Below are 17,122 nucleotides of genomic sequence, written 5' to 3'. Positions count from 1 at the left end.
AACCCCGTATGGCACCCGCCTGCGGGGTTTCGCCATTTCTGCCGCCCTGGTGGCGGCCCGACGCCCCAGGAGGGCTGCTGAATGACCGATCCCACCCCAGTGACCGCACCGGCTGCGCCCACCGATCCGGCGCCACCCGCGCCGACAGGCGTAGCGCCGCAGGCCGATCCTGTCGCGCCATCTCCGGATCCGGTTGCCGCCGACCCGGCGAAGCCGCTGAAGACCGACTGGACGCCCGAGGAGGCCACGACCGTCATCGCGGAGCTCCGCCGCGAGAACGCGAGCTGGCGCACGAAGTACCAGCAGGCCGAACCGATCGTGAAGGCGCACGAGCAGGCGCAGGAGGCGGCGAAGTCGGAAGTGCAGCGGGTCACCGACCAACTCGACACCGCGCAGAAGACCATCGCCGAACTCACTCGCGAGGCGGTCGCCGCCAAGTACGGCGTCCCCGCGGAGGATTACGACTTCCTCGGGTCCGGAACCCGAGAGGAGATGGAAGCGAAAGGCGAGCGCTACAGGGCCCGCTTCGGTTCCGCTCCCGCACCGACCCCGCCGCCGAGTGATCGGCCGGTCGAGGGTCTGAGGCCCGGCGCCTCGCCCACCCCTCCGGCACCGCCGGACACCTCATACCCCGCCGATTGGCGTCCGCGGGGACTCCCCGAAAGGAGCTGATAGCTCATGGCGAATGAAGTCCAGCCGCTGTTTCGGCCGGGCCGCGAATTCACCGCCCGCACCACTGCCTCGGTGACCGGCAAGACGTTCGTCGACGTCTCGGCCACGCGAGGCGCCGATGGCCTGATTCGTGTCGCGACTGCCGCGGCGGGCGCGAAGGCGCTCGCGGTCGCCGGATACGACGCGGCATCCGGTGCCACGGTGACCCTGTTCCGCGGCGGCATCGTCCCGGTCACCGCTGGCGGCACCATCGCATTCGGCGCCGAGGTGGAGGTCGGAGCTTCCGGCCGGCCGATCACCCTGGCCTCCGGCAAGGCGGTCGGTAAGGCCGTGGAGGCCGGTACCAACGGCAACGACATCCTCATCGCGATCTACGAGTAAGGAAAGGAGGCGCAGTCATCATGGCCAACAGCCCGTACAACCAGGAATACCCGTTCGGACCGCCTACGGTCAGCGGGAATTCGATCACCGTCGATCTGATGCTCAAGGAGCCGACGCGGATCAACACCTACGTGTCGGATACCGCGCTGGTCGACTACTTCGCGGATCGGATCTTCGTCAACGGCGGCGGCGTGTCCGGTGGCGCGCTGCTCTACACCCAGGCCACCAAGAACGACATCCTGCCGGTGCGGCGGGCGCAGGAAATCGCGCCTGGCGCCGAGTTCCCGGAAGTGACGTTCGACCGGCCCGCGCCGCTGACCGCGCAGGTGAAGAAGCTCGGTGGCCGGTACCCGGTGACCGACGAGGCCCGCGACCGCAACGACCTGTCGGTGATCCAGACCGAAACGACCAAGCTCGGCAACGATGTGCGCGACCAGATCCATCAGCGCGCGATCGCCGAACTGGAGGCCTCGATCACCGCGATCGGATCGGCGGTGCAGATCACGGGTGTGTCCTGGGCGGATGCCACCGCACTGTCGATGACCACCTCGACCCCGGCCGCGCGACCTGCCGCGGACTTCGTGAAGGCGAAGAAGGTCATGAAGGGGTTCGGTCTCGGTGCGGTGCCGACGCTGTGGATCGTGAATCCGCAGGAGGAGATGAACTTCCAGACCGTCTACGGCGACACCTGGCAGTCGGTGCTGGCCACCTGGAAGGTCGACATGGTCTCCTCGGACCTCGTCGCAGCTGGTACCGCGTACGCGCTGCAGGAGCGCGGCGTCGGCCAGGTCCGCTTCGAGCAGGAGCTGCGGACCGTCACCTACCGCGAGGAATCGCGCGAATCCACCTGGGTGCAGACCTCGGTCCGCCCGGTTTTCGCGGTCACCCATCCCTACTCGGTGTTGAAAGTGACGGGGCTGGACGCATGACGACTCGGAACGCCGGCGGCGCCAAAGCGTCCGTAGCCAAGTCCGGCAAGAGGACCGTCCGCCTGGGCCTGATGTCGTATGTGGATCCGGCGGGCGCGTACCGCACGGCCAACGAAGGCGACACCGTCGAGGTGCATCCGGACCATATCGCCCGTTTCGATCGGCTGAACGTCGTGCAGACCTCGGCCGAGCCCATCGGGCAGGACATCGTGATCGACCTCGGCGACGACGACCCGGAGCAGGCCGACAACCCGGTCGGCGAACAGGGCGTGGGCGCCGACTCGGACGCGAACAAAGACGGCTGACCGATGGCCTTCGCCACCTACGCTGACCTCATCGCTCGGCCACCGGCCTTGCCCCAGGCGAGCGAGGCCACCGTGACTGTGCTGATGGGCGATGCGGCGTGGTGGCTGGGCGTCTGGTTCAAGTCGTATGGCGACCTCGTGGCCCTGGCGGCCGAAGACGAGGAACTCGCCACCGGCCTGAAGATCCTGTCGTGCAGCATGGTTCGCCGTGCGTTGACGACTGCCGCGATCGAGGGCGCCCAGAGTGCCTATCAGGTGATGGGGCCGTTCAGTACTCAGATCGCGTACAGGAATCCGGACGGCAACCTGTACATCACCAACGCCGAGCGTGACGCGATCCTGGCCCTGCTGGGCGTGAACGCGTCGGGCGCGGTGTCGATGTCGAGCCCGGGGCTGTAAATGCAGCCGATCGTCGCCCCGTACGGCGAAACGTGGTCGGTGCTGCGTGGTACGCGTGACCGAGTCGGCGACAAGACCCCGGCGGTCGTCGCCACACTCGAACGCTGCGTGCACTGGCAGAACATCCCCGCCGAACCCGGCGGCGCGTACCCGGCGACGGCGCGTGATTCAGCGACCCTGACGAGCACCCTGGCGGTGCCGAAGGGGCAGTTCGCAGTGAAACCAGCTGATCAACTGCTGCGCGAAGTCACCGGGGTCGTGTATCAGGTGCTCGGCCCGGCGCAATGGGACAGCGTCCATCCCATGACCGGCTGGGATCCCGGCTACGTCATCTACACGCTGAAGGCGGTGATCTGATGCGCCACAACATCCCCTACCGTGACGCCAGCGGCGCGGGCAGCAATCCGGCCATCGCCGGACTGCTGCTGTCGGCGCAGATGCGGTCGCTCATGTTCGAGCGTGCCGAGATCGCGCAAGCCATCTACCGGGAAATCGTCGCGAAACGCACTCGCCGCCTGGCGCGGTCGGCGCGGGTCGAGACCTTCCTCGGTGGCCGCAACAAAGACCGCTGGTGCTCACGATTGATCGTCGGCGGATCCGAAGCGCCGCACGGTCTGCCGCACGAGTTCGGTTCCGACGACGGCGACGAGGATATCCGTGCAGGCGTGTTCGACCTCAACCGTGTGCTGAACATGCTGGGGTCGTTGTGAGCGACATCGTTTTCCCGGATTGGTGGGAGGGCGGCTGGCCGGACGCCGAGTTGGTCGCGCTCGATCTGGCCCAGTACTACCTGAACCTGCTGACCCCGACCGGCTTGGCGGTGACGTGGCTGCCGGATGACTTCGCCGATCTCGTGGAGGCGGGCACCCCGGTGGTGCGTGCCTACCGCGGCGGCATGGGAGCGGAAGGCCTGTGGGATCCGGCGGCCGTGCAGCTCGGCGTGATCGCCCGCAAGCGCTCCACCTCGTGGGAGGTTCTGGAGTATCTGCGCCAGATGTTCCTGTCCTATGAGCACGGCGGGCCCGTGCGCCGCGCGGACGGGTCGATCACGTATGTGGACTGCATCGAGGAGATCGTCGGTCCTCAGCAGTTGCCCGAATTGAACCCCGATGACCGGCTGGTCCCGGCGACCTACCGCATCGAACTGCGCCGACCGCGCAACCTGCCGGACTACGCGCGTATCCGCGAGTCCCTCCCTCTCTGACCCACCCCTGACGCACCGCACCCGCTCGGGTCGCGGGGATTCGTCATGCCCGAAAGGAGGCCGGCCATGGCCGCTACCGATTTCCTCACCCTCAAGGACAAGCAGGATCCGCTGGTGATGTCCGCGCTGGACTGGCTGGTGGTGCTGCACTTGTGGTCGCCCGGCGCGCCGTACATGCCGACCGATCTGTGCGACTCGTCCGGTGTTCTGCAGACTCTGCCCGCCGGGTGGAAGACCTCCGGCGAGATCCAGAAGGCGGCGGGTGTAAGCCTGGCGCCGGACACTCAGACCGCCGACATCGACGGCTACGGCTCGCCGATGCCGCGGCGCAAGATCGTCACCGGAGAGTCGTTCACGATCGACTGGATTGCGCAGGAGTGGCGCAAGATCAACCTCGAACTCGCGCACAACATGGACCTGTCGACGGTGAACGCGCAGCCCGGTAAGGGTTTCCGCGCGCACAAGACCTCGTCGCTCGACGTCCGGTACTACTCGGCGCTGGTCGTTGCGAAGGATTCCAATTCCGGCGGAAACCTGTACCCGTACTTCATGTACCCGAAGACCTCGGTGTCCAAGCGTGCCGCGATGCAGGGCCAGATCGGCAAGGAACTCGGGCTCGGCTACACCCTCACCGTGCTGGACGACGCCGAGTTCGGTGGCCCGTACGACTTCGGTGTCGCGGGCGCCGGGTTCGATTCGATCGCGTCCACTGCTGGATTCGCCACCGCGGCGACCTCGATCACTGTCAGCCCGGCTGCGGCGAGCGTCGCCGTCGCCGAGCAGCTCCAGCTGCTGGTGATCGACAGCAACGGGTTCGACCGCACGGCCGAGTGCACGTACGGCACCTCGAACGCGGCTCGGGCGACGGTCTCGGCGACCGGTCGCGTCACCGGCGTGGCCACCGGCGCGGCCGCGACGATCACCGCCACCCTCGGCGGGCTGACCGACACCGCCGCGATCACCGTCGCCTGACCCTCCTAGCGCCGCCCCCGCGCCTACCTGGCGGAGCGCGGGGGCGGCTCCGCCAGGACCGCCAGGAAATACCCAGGAGGAATCATGGCTGCCAGCACTCCCCGCAAGACCGCACCGAAGAAGGCCCCACGAAAGGCCCCACCGAAGGCGGCGGCGGAGAAGATCGCCGCGTTCGACGAACTGCGGGCGATCGCCGGGGATTACGAGCTGATCGCCCCGGTGACGGAGCCGTTCGAACTCGGCGAGGCGATGGGCTTCGATCCGCCGGTGATCGCGCGTTTTCCGACCGACCTCGAGTCCAAGGTCGCACTCGACATTGCCAGCCGCCGCGCGGACGTGCTCGGCGTACTGAATGTGCTGCTCGGCGATGTCGGCCTGCTGCGTGTGGTGCAGGCATTCAAGACCCAGCCCGACGGCGAGCGTCTCCTGATCGCCCTGCAAATACGCCTGACCAATCACTTCCTCGGCCGGGGCGCGGCTGAAGTGGGGGGTACTCCGGCCTCGTAGACCTCGTCGGCGTCTACGGGGCCGCGCTGCGCTGGGACCTCCAATCGATCCTGCGTCTCGACCTGGACGACTGGCTACGAGGCGAGCGGGACTGGCGCACCCTGTTCGAATTCCACGAACGGTTCCGGCAACAGATGGGCACCGACTGCTGGTCGCAGTGGCTTCAAGATCCGGACGTCGCCGCCGAGCTGGCCGCGCAGAAGCAATCCGACCGCCCGACCCCTCCTCGGATCGAGGGGTTCGGCTGGCACGAGGCGATGCTGACGAAGATCCTCGACCGCCTCAGCCAAATCGCTTACGGCACCGTGCGCGCCGATCTGGCCGCAGCGCCGACAGAGCCGTGGCCCGACTATCCGCATCTCGAACTGCGCGAGCAGCAACGCCGCGCACCGCTCATCGAGATGGAACAACAGCTGACAGGGGGTGAGTGAGTGGCGAACTACACCGCGGGCACCGCTGACGTCGAGATCGGCCCCAATTTCAGCAACTTCGTCCGGAAGCTGCGAGAGGACCTGGAGCGCGTCGAGGCCGAGCTCGGCGTCGAGATCAAGCCGGACTTCACGAATTTCGCGCAGGAGGTAGAGGACTACCTGAAGCTGGTCCGGGCCTCGCTGGATGTCGAGATCAACCCGGACCTGACCGATTTCGCCAATGAGCTGGCGCTGCACCTGGCGCTGATCCATGAGGCGCTCGATGTGAAAGTCGGCGTCGACCAGACCAGCCTCGACAATCTCGAAACCCTGATCCGGGCCAAGCTCGCCGCGATGGACCTGCACGTGGACGTGCGCGTCGGCGCGGACACCTCGATGGCATACAGCCAGATCAGCATGTTCCGGATGCTCGCCGGTGAGGACATCGACATCGACGTCCACGCCGACACCGCGGCCGCGCAAGCACGGATCGCCGCGCTGAACGGTCAGACGGTCACGGTGAACGTCGCCACCAACGGCGGCCGATCCGGCTCCGGCGCGCTGTCCGGGTTCGGTGGCGCAGCCATGCTCAATGCTGGCGCGCTCGGGATCGCCTCGCTGCCCGCGGGCGCGGCGGCGCTGTCGTCGGTCGGCATCGAGATCCAGGCGCTCGCCCAGAACGCCGCCCTGCTGCCCGCCATCTTCGCCGGTGCCGCCGCCGGTATCGGCACACTCGTCGTCGGCCTGAACGGGATGAAGGACGCCTTCGCTGACGGCAAGAAGGGAATGGAGGCCTACAACAACCTCGACCGGCAGGGCCGCGCCCTGGTCGACACCGTCAAACGCAACGGCAAAGAGTGGGAAGAGATCCAGAAGCGGATCCAGGGCATCACCCTCAACCACCTGTCGCAGCCGCTGGACCACATGCTGAAGGTCCAGATGCCCGCACTCGAGCGTGGCATGACCGCGACGGCCGGAGCGATGAACCGCGGATCCGGCATCCTGCTCAACGAATTGGGCTCGGACAAGTCCGTCGCGTCGGTCGACCGGGTATTCGGCAACACCGCAAAGTCCGCGGACATCCTCAACACCGCGATCAAGCCGATCATCTCCTCGGTCGAGACCCTCGCAGGCGTCGGCAGCGACAAGCTGCCGATCCTCGCGCAAGGGTTCGCCAACGCAGCGACACGGCTCGATGCGTTCCTGACCCGCGCCGACAACTCCGGTGACCTGTCGCGCTGGATGAACGAGGGCATCGACGCCGGCAAGGAACTGCTGTCGATCATCGGCAACCTCGGCTCATCGCTCGCATCCTTCCTGCGCGCCGGAAAAGGCGAAGGCGACGGATTCCTCACCACCGTCGACAAGCTGACCGAGCGCATGGCCGTCTGGCTGAAATCCCCAGAGGGCCAGGCGGATCTGCGTGTGTTCTTCCGCGAAGGCCGCGAACAGCTCGACGGCTGGATGCCGATCCTCCAGTCGGTCGGCGGCATCCTCAAATCGGTATACGAGGCCTCGCAGGCGTGGAGCGCGATCCTGCTGCCGTTCCTGCGCGCCGGAGCCGAACTACTCGACCAGCATGACGGGCTGCTGAAGACCCTCATGATCAGCTACCTCGCGTTCCGCACCATCAACCCGATCTTCACCATGCTCCGAACCGGGTGGGTTTCGGCCAGCGCGGCCGTCGACCGGTACGTCGCGTCCCAGGCCGCTGCATCCGGTGCGGGCGCGGGTGCGCTGCGCTCCAGCGCCGCCGGTCTGGCGGGCATGCTCGGCGCGGGCGGCATCTTCGGGCTCGCCCTCGGCGGCGCCGCACTCGGACTCGGCCTGCTGGCAACCAAGCATCAGGAGGCAGCGCAGGCGGCCGAGGATCAGCGGCGCAAGCTCGAGGCGCTGCGCGAAACGCTCGACGAGCAGACCGGCGCGGTGACCAAAGAGACCATCACCTCGACAACGAAGGACCTGGAGAACCGCGGCTTCCTCGAGCGCGCCCAGACTCTCGGTGTCGACCCACGCCAGTACGTCCAGGCCGGTCTCGGCCTGGACCAGGCGGGCAGAGATGCGATCAACGCCCGGCTGACGCGGATCATTCTCGAGCAAACACCGAAGGAGGGCTACGGAAAGCTGGCCTTCGAGAGTGCCGCAGCGATGCCCGGCATGGATGCCGCGACCGTGGCCCAGGCCCTCCAGGGCATTCCAGAGGCGGTCAAGAAGTTCGAGGCGTCGACGATGGCCGCCCGTGCCCAGGGCGCGCGGCCCGCCGATCTCGCCGAGCTGAAGGAACAGCTCAACGATATCGGCGAAAGCGCTGCCACCCTCGGCGGTGAAATGAACGGCCTAGGGACCAACACCGGCCGCGCCGCCGAAGCCCAGCGCCGCATCAACGAAACACTCAATGACTCCTGGCAGCTCACTGAGCAGGGCAAAAAGTCCTTCGAGGAACTCGGCGCCGCAGTCATCAAGGTTCCGAACGAGAAGACGGTGTGGGTCAAGGCGCCACCGGGCCAGGATCCGGCCGACTTCAAGGCCCGCCTGGAAGAGATGGGCCGTACTGTCGAACTTCTTCCCGACGGCACGCTGAAGATCTTCCTCGACGACGCGGCGGCAAAGGCGCAGATCCAGCAGATCGTCAAGCCTGAGACGAAGAACGTCCTCGTCCATGTTGTCGACCCGAACGGGATCAACTCCTACACCCCCGACTCCCAAGCCGCGGAGCACAGTAGCCGCACACGGCAGGACCCGGCGTCCTACCCGCGCGCCGAGGACGGCCGCAGGCTGCCCGGCCGCGCCCACGGTGGCCCGATCACCGGCGGCATCCCCGGCCAGGACTCAGTGCCGATCCTCGGCATGCCCGGCGAGCACATGCTCACCACCTCCGATGTCGACAAGCTGGGCGGCCAGGCGGGCGTCTACCGATTCCGCGCTGCGCTGCAGGCCGGTCTCGTGCGGCCGATGCGCACCGGCGGCGCGGTCGGCTGGACCGAAGAGGACGAGATCAAGCTCCAGAAGGCGCAGAACGCGATCACCCAGGCCGAGGAGGACTTGCGCGTCCTGGACTTCAAGAAGAACGTCAGCCCGGGCGACCGCCGCGCGGCCGAACTGAAGGTCGACGAAGCGCGGAACAAGGCGCAGCAGCTGGAGGACAAGAAGGCCGGCCGCGGCGGGCCCACGACCGAAGTGTTTCCCCAGCAGGCGCTGCCCGGCCGCCGCTCGAACGCCGAGCTCGATCGGGAGGACGCGGACGCCGCGGTCGATGCGGCGAACACGAAGCGCAACCAGGTCTACAACGACCCGAACGCGACCGACGAGGACCGCCGCGCCGCGGACCGCGACTACCAGCGTGCCCAGAACCGGCGCGCCGAGACCTACAAGTCCTCGGCGCAGTCGGGTAGCGGCAGCAACGATATCGACATCAGCCTGCCCGGGATCGCGGCCAAGGGCGCGGGCATCCTCGCCGAGGGCATCCTGTCGGCGCTGGGGCTGGAGAACAGCATCCTGTCCGGCAACAACGTCTACACGCGCTCGGTGAACACCGCGCTGAACTTCTACGCCGGGAAGGCGCGGGAACAGCAGCCCGGCGAGACCGGCGACTACGACTACCAGCCGAAGAACCTCCCGGTCGACCGGAAGGACTCGACTGCGGCCGCGACCGGTACGTCCGGCGAGTCGGCCACCTCCGCGGAGTACAACCCCTCCGGCGGCGTCGAGCAGTGGCGCGGCGCATTCGCTCAGGTCCTGCGTGCGCTGGCGATGCCCGCCGATTGGCTGAGTCTGGGCCTGGCGCAGATGCAGACCGAGTCCGGCGGTAACCCGAAGGCCATCAATCTCTGGGATTCCAACGCCCAGAAGGGAACGCCGAGCAAGGGGCTTATGCAGGTCATCGACCCGACGTTCCAGTCCTACAAGTCGGCACTGTACCCGGCCGACATCTGGGACCCTGGCGCCAACATCGCGGCGTCGCTGCGGTACACGGTGGCCCGCTACGGCAGCCCGGTCGGGGTGTGGGGGCAGGGCCACGGCTACGCCGATGGCGGCTGGGTGCTGGGCATCGGTGGCCCGCGCGATGACGCGAACCGCGCGTTCCTGAGCCGCGGCGAGTTCGTGATGAACGCTGACGCCGCCGCCGCGTATGCACCCGAGCTGGAGGCGATGAACGCCGGCCTGCCGCTGCCGGTGCCGCCGCTGCCATCGGGAATGGTTCCGCGCGGCGGGGATACGACAACGGTCCGGCGTGACAGCTCGATCAACTTCCATGGCCCGATTCAGCTGAACGATCCGCACGAGCTGATGCGTGAGATGGAGCGGCATCAGGCGATCGCTGCTCAGGGCGAGTGGGCGGGGCTGCCGGGATGAGCCGACATCTGACGTTCTGGCTGATCGGTCAGGACGGCTCGCGGTGGAATCTGACCGACGAGACCGAGGGTGTCCTGCTGCGCCGCGGCCCGCAGAAGATCTTCGACGCCCCGGCGAAGACGTTCTGGCTGGAGTCCTCGACGGGCAGCCACTACCAGGGCGCCAGGTTCGAGCGCCGGGATCCGGTGTTCTCGGTGCAGATCCATCACCCGAACCCGGATGTGTGGGCCGACATCGACAGCCGGTTCCGGATGGCGCTGGGCATGGTCGGCGAGGACACGTTCTGGCTCGAAGCGCGTACCTCCTACGGTGTCCGGAAGCTGGCGATGCGGCTGCTGTCGGAGCCGACCGCGTACGCGAACGCCGACTACGAGGGCAGAGACCCGTGGCTGACGCATGATTCGACGCTGGCGATCAGCGCGGCGTGTGAGCAGCCGTTCTGGGAGTCGACGCCGGTCCCGCTGGAATGGGAACTGACCTCGGGCACCTCCGGTACGGGCACGCTGATGTTCGAGAACCGGGGCGACGTGCCGGTGTGGTGGTACGGCTTCGTCACGGCACCGGGGCGGTGGCGGGTGCCGGATCGCAGCTGGGGTCAGAAGCTCTACGCCAAGACGACGTATCCGTTCCACCGCGCCGATGACGACGCCGCGCGGATGGAGTGGCTGCCGGAGTTGGTGGCGGGCGAGGACACCTCGATCGACACCGATCCGGATATGCCGACGCTGATCGCGGCGAACGGTGCGCCGGTGCAGAACCGGTGGCAGTCGCGGGGGCTGCTGTATCCGATCAAGCCCTGGACGAAGCCGACCCCGGTCACGGTGCAGGTGGAGGGCGCGAGCCCTGGTGCGGGCATCCGGATCTGGATTCCGCGGCGTTTTTCGCGGCCGTGGGGGGTGACGATTTGACGACCACGCTGGCCGACATCCCGCGGTTGATGGAGCAGACCGACGAGATCCGCGACAACCTCGCGAGGTTGCGCAGGATGCCGCCGCTGATCCGGCTGTGGACCAACCAGCAGGACGGCTCACCCGGCCTGACCCTGCGCGGGCGGGTCAACGAGACCGTGGCCGGGAAATTCGGGTGGAAGAACAACCAGGCCAGCACCGGCATGCTGCGGCTGCGGCTGGATCATCACCTGGCGCGGTGGCTGGTCAGCATCCCCGACGATGAGGACGCGAAAAAGAACGTCGTCATCACCGTAGGCGTGGTGGGCGGCGCGAAACAATGGTCGGGCCTGCTGAAGAACTCGCGGGTCGTCACGAAGAACCGCATCCACTATCTGGAAGTGGATTGGGTCGACGACCTTCAGTTCCTGCAATTCATGCTGGGACCACCGAATCCGGCGCTACCAATTCCGGTTTTCCAATTTCCGCGTGTGCTACCGATTTTCGGGCCTGCGAAATGGGCAATTTCCATGATGATCCTGATGAACCTCATCAGGCTCAACGGACATCCGTGGACATTGCCGGACGATCCATTCAGTGTCGAGAGTTGGGACGACCTATTCGACTGGTCCGATTGGCAGGTTTTCGTCAAAGCCAAGGCATTCGACCTGGACGACTCGTCGATGTGGACGATGCTGGCCACCCGCATGGATCGCCTCGACCGTGTCTTCGTCGACGCGCTCGACGACGCACAGCAGACCATCACCTACCGGCGCATCATGACCGTGGACAGCGAGACTTCACCGATCGACGGCGTGCCCGAGATCGCCAACGGAGCGCTGGTGTTCGAGGTGGTCGACAACTCCGGCTACTACGGCGCGGCCGGCACCGGCACCGGCGGCGGGATCGCCCTCGGGCTGCAGCGCACCGTCGCGCAGTTCCTCTCGGGTTTCGTCGAGGACGTGCGCGTCCTCGTCGCCGACGACGAGGCGATCTGGCCGGACGAGTACTACCAGGGCCACTACCACGGCACCGTGCCCTCGGCGCCGCACGTGACGATCCGCGACAGCCGATATAGCCAGATCGAAACCAGCGAACTGGTGTGGTCACCAGCGACCGCGGTCAGCGTCATCGTCGGTGGCGACAATCCGCTGGCCGATAACCTCGCCCGCTTGACCATCGAATCCATCGCGGCGCTGATCGGCTACTTCCTGCTCGCGGGATTCTCCGGCCTCGGCAGCATTGTCGCCGACGTGGTCATGCCGTTTTTGGTGGGAACTATTTTCGCCTGGCTGCAATGGACCAACCACACCCGCGCCCACAATTTGGGCTGGGTGCACCTCTATGAGGTGTTCCATCAAGGGGCGGACAACAATTCGTGGTCGCTGGCGGCCGTCGCCGCGCTGCGCGCCGGATTCGAGTCCACGAAATCGCAAACCGCGCACCAATTCACCATGCGTGAAGGGGGCGAGTACATCCCCGGCCTGGACTACGACATCGGCCACCGCATCGCTTCCTCGGCCAGCCACGTCACCGACAAGCTGCTCGTCGACCAGGTGCAGGACATGGAAATCGACTGGGACTTCGAAGCCGCGAAGTTCTTCGGCTGGTCGACCACGGTCGGCAAAGCCGATGCCGCGATGTCGATGGCGGCACGCAGCGCGCGGCTGTTCACCAAGACCCTGGCCACGCTGCAGGGCATCGGCGTCCGTCTCGTCTCGTAAGGAGATCCGTGTTCGACCATCCGACATTCCGCGACGACGCCGACCAGGAGGCGATGCTGACCGCGCTGCTGGACGCGTTTCCCGGCCAGTCCGGCAACCCTGACGTCCTGGTGCCCATCCATCCCAGCGTCCGCCAGGCGTGGGCGAGAACGCTGATCCGCCGCGGTGTGGTGGTGGTGCCGGAACTGATGAAAGAGCTGCCGGTCCCGACCGGGGAACACCCGGAGGCCGGGTGGCTGCAGCCAATGGAGTGGATGTCACGCGAGAAGTACGAGGAACACCGCGCCGCTCAGGCCGCCGAGGCCGAGCAGGCGGCGGCGCCGACCGACCCGGATGAGCAACGCGAGCAGCAGGCACGGCAGATGTTGGCCGCGGTCAAGCCGTCCTTGCTCGCGCAGATCGACGCGCTGACCGACCCCGAGCAGCGCGCCGCCATGGCCGCGCGCCTGGAGAAAAACATCCCCGCCCACATCGACGCCGTGCGCGCCGCGCTGGACCAGATCGAGCGGGCACAAAACAAGGAGGCACAGCAGTAATGGGCAAGCCCGAATACGTCGAACTGGACCGGATGGGGAACTCGGCGTCGTCTCGCTACGGCCGCCGCGTGACGAACTTCCTGCTGCACACCCAGGAAGGCAACGGCACCGCCGAGAGCCTCGCGAACTACCTGAACAATCCAGCGAACGGGGTGAGCTACCACTACACCGTCCGCGATGGCGTGGTGGTCGATGTGGTCGACACCAATCTCGCCAGCTGGTCGGTGCTGGACGCGAACTCGTTCACCATCAATCTCTGCTTCGCGGGCAGCCGGTCAGCGTGGACCAGGGAGGACTGGCTGCGGATCCGCGACGACATCCGCATCGCGGCCTGGCTCGCGGTGCAGGACGCCCGCAAATACGGGTTCGCTACGACCGTCATCGCTCCGCCCTACCGGCGCGGCGAGGGGATCAGCGATCACCGATACGTGACCGATTGCCTCGGCATCGGCGACCACACAGACGTCGGGCCCGGCTTCCCCTGGGACGTCTTCGCCCGCGACGTACAAGCCGCAATCGACGGCCGCACCACCGAATCCGAGGAGGACGACATGCCCAGCATCGACGACATCGCCAAGGCCGTGCTCGAAACACGCCTGACCCGCCCGGACGGCAAGCCCGGCGAGACCGTCGGCAACGTGCTGTCGTGGATCGACCAGCACACCGCGCAGCTCGTCGTCGAGCAGCTCGGCCCCGGCTCCGAAGCGATCCGCGGCCCGGTCGTCGAGCCGAAGCGCTGGACGGAGCTCGGCAACCGCACGCAGCTCGAGGCGCTGGCGGCGCTACTGGAATCCGCCGGCATCCCGCCCCGGCAGGCGAAGTGATGGGCCGCCACAGCGACCCGCAGGACGCGACGCAGGTGCGCTATCCGTGGCGCACCACCGTGCGCACCGTCTTCCAGCTGATCATCGGCATCGCTGCGGCCATGCCGATGATCGTCGCCGCCTCCGGCCTGCCCGAGACCGCCGCCGGTGTCGGTGTCGCGCTCGGTGTCTCGGCCGCCATCACCCGCCTGATGTCGCTGCCGGTGGTCAACGGCGCGCTCACCGTATGGGTGCCGTGGCTGGCGGCCGAACCCGACGGGGAGCGCTGATGGATTGGCTCACCCCGGAATTCGTCCAAGCGCTCGGCGTCGCCACGGCGGGCATCATCGGCGCGGCGACCGCCTGGCAGTCCCGCCGCATCAAGCAGCTCACCGAACGCGTCGCCACCCTGGAAGCGCAGATGGTCGAGGAGCGCGGCAAGTTCCGCTCGGCAGTGCGGGTGATCCGCTCACTGCTGCGGTTCATCGACGACCTGTCCGACACCATGCGCCGCGCCGGGCAGGACGCACCACCGAACCCGGTGGTGATCCCGCCCGAGCTGGCGGAGGAGATCTGATCCGATGAGCTTCCCGCTCGGCTCAGGATTCGACGGCACCGAGTGGGGGCTGTCGAGCAACGGCTCGATCCCCGGCATGGCCGGCCGCACCCAGGACGCGATCACCGAGCGCCTGAAAGCGCAAGTCGGCAGCGGGCATTGGGGCGGGCTGGGCGGCGGGCTGATCAACCTGATCCTGTCGCTGATCGCCGCTGCCGTGGGCGCGATCCTCGGTGTCTTCTCCACGGTCGCCGACGCGATCCTGGGCACGGTCACCGACGACTACGTGGCGCAGCTGCCGACGATCACCGATCACAGCAACACCCTGGAGACGCTGGTCGAGCAGTTCGATCAGCTGATCTTGCAGGGCTTGGCCCAGGTCTTCACCAGCAACAACACCTACTACCCGTCGCCGGGCATTCTCAGCGTCGACATCATCGAGATCGGCGCGGGCGCTGGCGGCGGGTCCGGCCGATGGGATCTGATCGCCGACCAGCGCTCCGGCGGGGGCGGCGGGGGCGGCGGCGGTGAGGTGCACGTCAGCATCCCCGCGAACCTGCTACCCACCGACGGGTCCGGCAATTTCGTCGGCATCCCGATCCTGATCGGCGCGGCCGGTGCCGGCGGCATCGGTTCGGGAGCGGCCGGGACCGGTGGCGGCAACACGACCTTCGGTACCGGCTCGTATCAAATCGTGGCCGGAGGCGGCAACGGCGGTGCGTCGTTGGGCACCAACACCGGCAGTCCAGGCGGCGCGGGTGGAGTCGGGATGATCCCCGGCGGCGCAGGCGGCCGCGGCGCGGCAGGCAACGGCGGCGTGATGTCCACGGCCGGCGGCAACTCGGTCTCGGCCTACGACCTCAACGGTGGCGGTGGAGGCGGTGGCGGCGGTGGCACACCGATCTGGCCGGGTTCCGCCGGCGGAGCGGGCGGAATCTCGCCCGGCGGCAATCCCGGTGTGGCGGGCACGCCTCCGGCCAGCATTGTCGCCACCGGCGGGGGCGGCGGGGGCGGCGCGCTCAACGACGGCACCACCGCGGGCCCGGGCGCGTTTCCCGGCGGTGGTGGCGGCGGTGGTGGTGGCGGCGTCTCGTCTTCGACGAACGGGTTCATCGGCGGCAACGGCATCCTGTTCATCATCGAACGGTCGTCGTGATGCGTTCGGTCCTGCGCGTGTACACCTCCAACGCGACCTGGGCGCAGCCGCCGGGACTGTTCGCGATCGATGTGATCGCCCGCGGCGCAGGCGGCTCCGGAGACAGCACCCGCGGCGGCGGTGGCGGCGCGGCGGTGATCAACAAGAAACGCATCGGCGCCTACCAACTCGCCCCCACCGTCGCGATCCTCATCGGCGCCGGGGGCAGCGCGGGCGGTGACGGTGGCCCGACCAGTTTCGGCGACTACTACACCGCCGCACCCGGGCTCGGTGCCGTCAATGGCGGCCTCGGCGGTCTGTCGAATATGCGTGGCGGCAACGGCGGGACAGGATCCGGCATCGCTGGTGCCTCGGTGACTTCCGCGCCGGTGCGCCTGCTCGCCGGTGGTGGCGGTGGTGGCGGCGCGAGCGCGTCCGGAGGCGCGTCCGGTTTGGTCGCCGCGGGTGTGTCCAGCCCGCCGTTGTGGCAGACATGCCAGTCCGGTGGCGGTGGCAACGGCGGTAGCGCGGGCGGATTCCCGGGCGGCGGTGGCGGCGCGACCGCGATCGGTGCCGCGGGCGTGCTCACGATCATCGAATACATCTTCGACTGAATGGAGGGCTAATGGCCACTGCGACAGTGCATATCGAAAGCGTCGACGGGTTCGCTGGTCCCGCACGGTGTTTCCAGGTGGACCCACCGTATGAAGGACACCAGTGGGTGACCGCATGGGTGCAACCCGCCTACGGCAGATATCAGCGCCCGGAGATCGCCGTGGTCCCCGCCGACGAGACCGGCGCATCAGCCGAGCGCACGCTGCAGCGGCGGCCCGGATCGTTTGTCCTGCACGACGAGCCGGACAGCACCGAACGCATCGAGGGCGCGTACTGGATGGCGCTGCAAATGCTTGGCGGCTACACGATCGTCGAGCCCGAACCACAGCCCGAACCCGAACCTGACCCGGATCCGGGGCAGCCGTGACCGCGCCGCTCGGGCACGACGCCCCGCAGCGTCCGCTCGTCCTGGCCCGCGGCCGCGCGTTCGTCCACCAGATCACCCCGGCCACCACACCGTTCCCGGCGGGGATGACCGCCACGATCGAGATCTGGGACAGCACCGAGACGACGCTGCTGGATATTTGGCTCGGCACCGTCACCCCGACAGCGGTCACCTGGTCGGTGCCCGCCGCTAGCGCCGACGCCATCCCCGCCGGAGCTCGCTACACCCTGTCGGTCGTCATGCCCACCGCACCGCCCACCGGATACGACTGGTGCTTCGGGCCGGTCATCCGCCGCCACCGCCAGCAGTAACCCGCACCCCTCGACCCACCTGAACCCCCAGTACCTCT

Annotated in this window: 22 protein-coding genes; all 22 read left to right on the top strand. The window is 67.8% G+C overall.

Annotated features, from left to right (window positions below; all coding sequences use genetic code 11):
* The first annotated feature begins 81 nt into the window (after window positions 1-81).
* On the top strand, window positions 82-672 hold the full coding sequence (locus ACL03I_RS01755) for a hypothetical protein (protein ID WP_412804977.1): 591 nt from the start codon (window positions 82-84) through the stop codon (window positions 670-672).
* 6 nt (window positions 673-678) lie between these two features.
* Complete coding sequence (locus tag ACL03I_RS01750) at window positions 679-1,053, top strand: capsid cement protein (RefSeq protein WP_412804976.1); 375 nt, start codon at window positions 679-681, stop codon at window positions 1,051-1,053.
* Window positions 1,054-1,073: 20 nt separating this feature from the next.
* Entirely contained in the window at window positions 1,074-1,982 is a 909-nt protein-coding gene (locus ACL03I_RS01745; RefSeq protein ID WP_412804975.1) for a major capsid protein, read from the top strand.
* Entirely contained in the window at window positions 1,979-2,287 is a 309-nt protein-coding gene (locus ACL03I_RS01740) for a hypothetical protein (RefSeq protein ID WP_412804974.1), read from the top strand. The genes ACL03I_RS01745 and ACL03I_RS01740 overlap by 4 nt, the downstream gene beginning before the upstream one ends.
* Before the next feature lie 3 nt (window positions 2,288-2,290).
* A complete protein-coding gene (locus ACL03I_RS01735; protein WP_412804973.1) occupies window positions 2,291-2,686 on the top strand; it encodes a hypothetical protein in 396 nt (131 codons plus the stop codon).
* The gene (locus tag ACL03I_RS01730; protein ID WP_412804972.1) at window positions 2,687-3,043 is read left to right on the top strand and encodes a hypothetical protein; all 357 of its coding nucleotides are present in this window, start codon (window positions 2,687-2,689) and stop codon (window positions 3,041-3,043) included.
* Entirely contained in the window at window positions 3,043-3,396 is a 354-nt protein-coding gene (locus tag ACL03I_RS01725; RefSeq protein WP_412804971.1) for a hypothetical protein, read from the top strand. The genes ACL03I_RS01730 and ACL03I_RS01725 overlap by 1 nt, the downstream gene beginning before the upstream one ends.
* Entirely contained in the window at window positions 3,393-3,890 is a 498-nt protein-coding gene (locus ACL03I_RS01720; protein WP_412804970.1) for a phage tail termination protein, read from the top strand. Before ACL03I_RS01725 ends, ACL03I_RS01720 begins: the two co-directional genes overlap by 4 nt.
* A 66-nt stretch (window positions 3,891-3,956) precedes the next feature.
* On the top strand, window positions 3,957-4,862 hold the full coding sequence (locus tag ACL03I_RS01715) for an Ig-like domain-containing protein (RefSeq protein WP_412804969.1): 906 nt from the start codon (window positions 3,957-3,959) through the stop codon (window positions 4,860-4,862).
* An 84-nt stretch (window positions 4,863-4,946) separates the two neighbouring features.
* The gene (locus ACL03I_RS01710) at window positions 4,947-5,369 is read left to right on the top strand and encodes a hypothetical protein (RefSeq protein ID WP_412804968.1); all 423 of its coding nucleotides are present in this window, start codon (window positions 4,947-4,949) and stop codon (window positions 5,367-5,369) included.
* Window positions 5,370-5,503: 134 nt separating this feature from the next.
* Entirely contained in the window at window positions 5,504-5,800 is a 297-nt protein-coding gene (locus tag ACL03I_RS01705) for a hypothetical protein (RefSeq protein WP_412804967.1), read from the top strand.
* Window positions 5,801-10,132, top strand: a complete 4,332-nt coding sequence (locus ACL03I_RS01700) for a lytic transglycosylase domain-containing protein (protein WP_412804966.1) — start codon at window positions 5,801-5,803, stop codon at window positions 10,130-10,132.
* Window positions 10,129-11,040 (top strand): hypothetical protein, encoded by a 912-nt coding sequence (locus ACL03I_RS01695; protein WP_412804965.1) that lies wholly within the window; start codon window positions 10,129-10,131, stop codon window positions 11,038-11,040. Before ACL03I_RS01700 ends, ACL03I_RS01695 begins: the two co-directional genes overlap by 4 nt.
* Window positions 11,037-12,743: a Gp37-like protein gene (locus ACL03I_RS01690; protein ID WP_412804964.1), complete on the top strand. Its 1,707-nt coding sequence runs from the start codon at window positions 11,037-11,039 to the stop codon at window positions 12,741-12,743. The genes ACL03I_RS01695 and ACL03I_RS01690 overlap by 4 nt, the downstream gene beginning before the upstream one ends.
* Window positions 12,744-12,751: 8 nt before the next feature.
* Window positions 12,752-13,279, top strand: a complete 528-nt coding sequence (locus ACL03I_RS01685; RefSeq protein WP_412804963.1) for a hypothetical protein — start codon at window positions 12,752-12,754, stop codon at window positions 13,277-13,279.
* Window positions 13,279-14,103, top strand: a complete 825-nt coding sequence (locus tag ACL03I_RS01680) for an N-acetylmuramoyl-L-alanine amidase (RefSeq protein ID WP_412804962.1) — start codon at window positions 13,279-13,281, stop codon at window positions 14,101-14,103. The genes ACL03I_RS01685 and ACL03I_RS01680 overlap by 1 nt, the downstream gene beginning before the upstream one ends.
* Window positions 14,103-14,372, top strand: coding sequence for a hypothetical protein (locus ACL03I_RS01675; protein ID WP_412804961.1), 270 nt, complete (start codon window positions 14,103-14,105; stop codon window positions 14,370-14,372). Before ACL03I_RS01680 ends, ACL03I_RS01675 begins: the two co-directional genes overlap by 1 nt.
* Window positions 14,372-14,659: a hypothetical protein gene (locus ACL03I_RS01670; protein ID WP_412804960.1), complete on the top strand. Its 288-nt coding sequence runs from the start codon at window positions 14,372-14,374 to the stop codon at window positions 14,657-14,659. The genes ACL03I_RS01675 and ACL03I_RS01670 overlap by 1 nt, the downstream gene beginning before the upstream one ends.
* Before the next feature lie 4 nt (window positions 14,660-14,663).
* Window positions 14,664-15,794 (top strand): hypothetical protein, encoded by a 1,131-nt coding sequence (locus tag ACL03I_RS01665; RefSeq protein ID WP_412804959.1) that lies wholly within the window; start codon window positions 14,664-14,666, stop codon window positions 15,792-15,794.
* Window positions 15,794-16,387: a hypothetical protein gene (locus ACL03I_RS01660; RefSeq protein WP_412804958.1), complete on the top strand. Its 594-nt coding sequence runs from the start codon at window positions 15,794-15,796 to the stop codon at window positions 16,385-16,387. Before ACL03I_RS01665 ends, ACL03I_RS01660 begins: the two co-directional genes overlap by 1 nt.
* Before the next feature lie 107 nt (window positions 16,388-16,494).
* On the top strand, window positions 16,495-16,755 hold the full coding sequence (locus tag ACL03I_RS01655; RefSeq protein ID WP_412804957.1) for a hypothetical protein: 261 nt from the start codon (window positions 16,495-16,497) through the stop codon (window positions 16,753-16,755).
* Complete coding sequence (locus ACL03I_RS01650; protein WP_412804956.1) at window positions 16,752-17,084, top strand: LtfC-like domain-containing protein; 333 nt, start codon at window positions 16,752-16,754, stop codon at window positions 17,082-17,084. Before ACL03I_RS01655 ends, ACL03I_RS01650 begins: the two co-directional genes overlap by 4 nt.
* Window positions 17,085-17,122 lie beyond the last annotated feature (38 nt).

It is taken from the genome of Nocardia sichangensis, from assembly GCF_047200615.1.
Lineage (GTDB): Bacteria > Actinomycetota > Actinomycetes > Mycobacteriales > Mycobacteriaceae > Nocardia > Nocardia sichangensis.
This window is presented reverse-complemented; position numbering and strand designations above follow the sequence as displayed.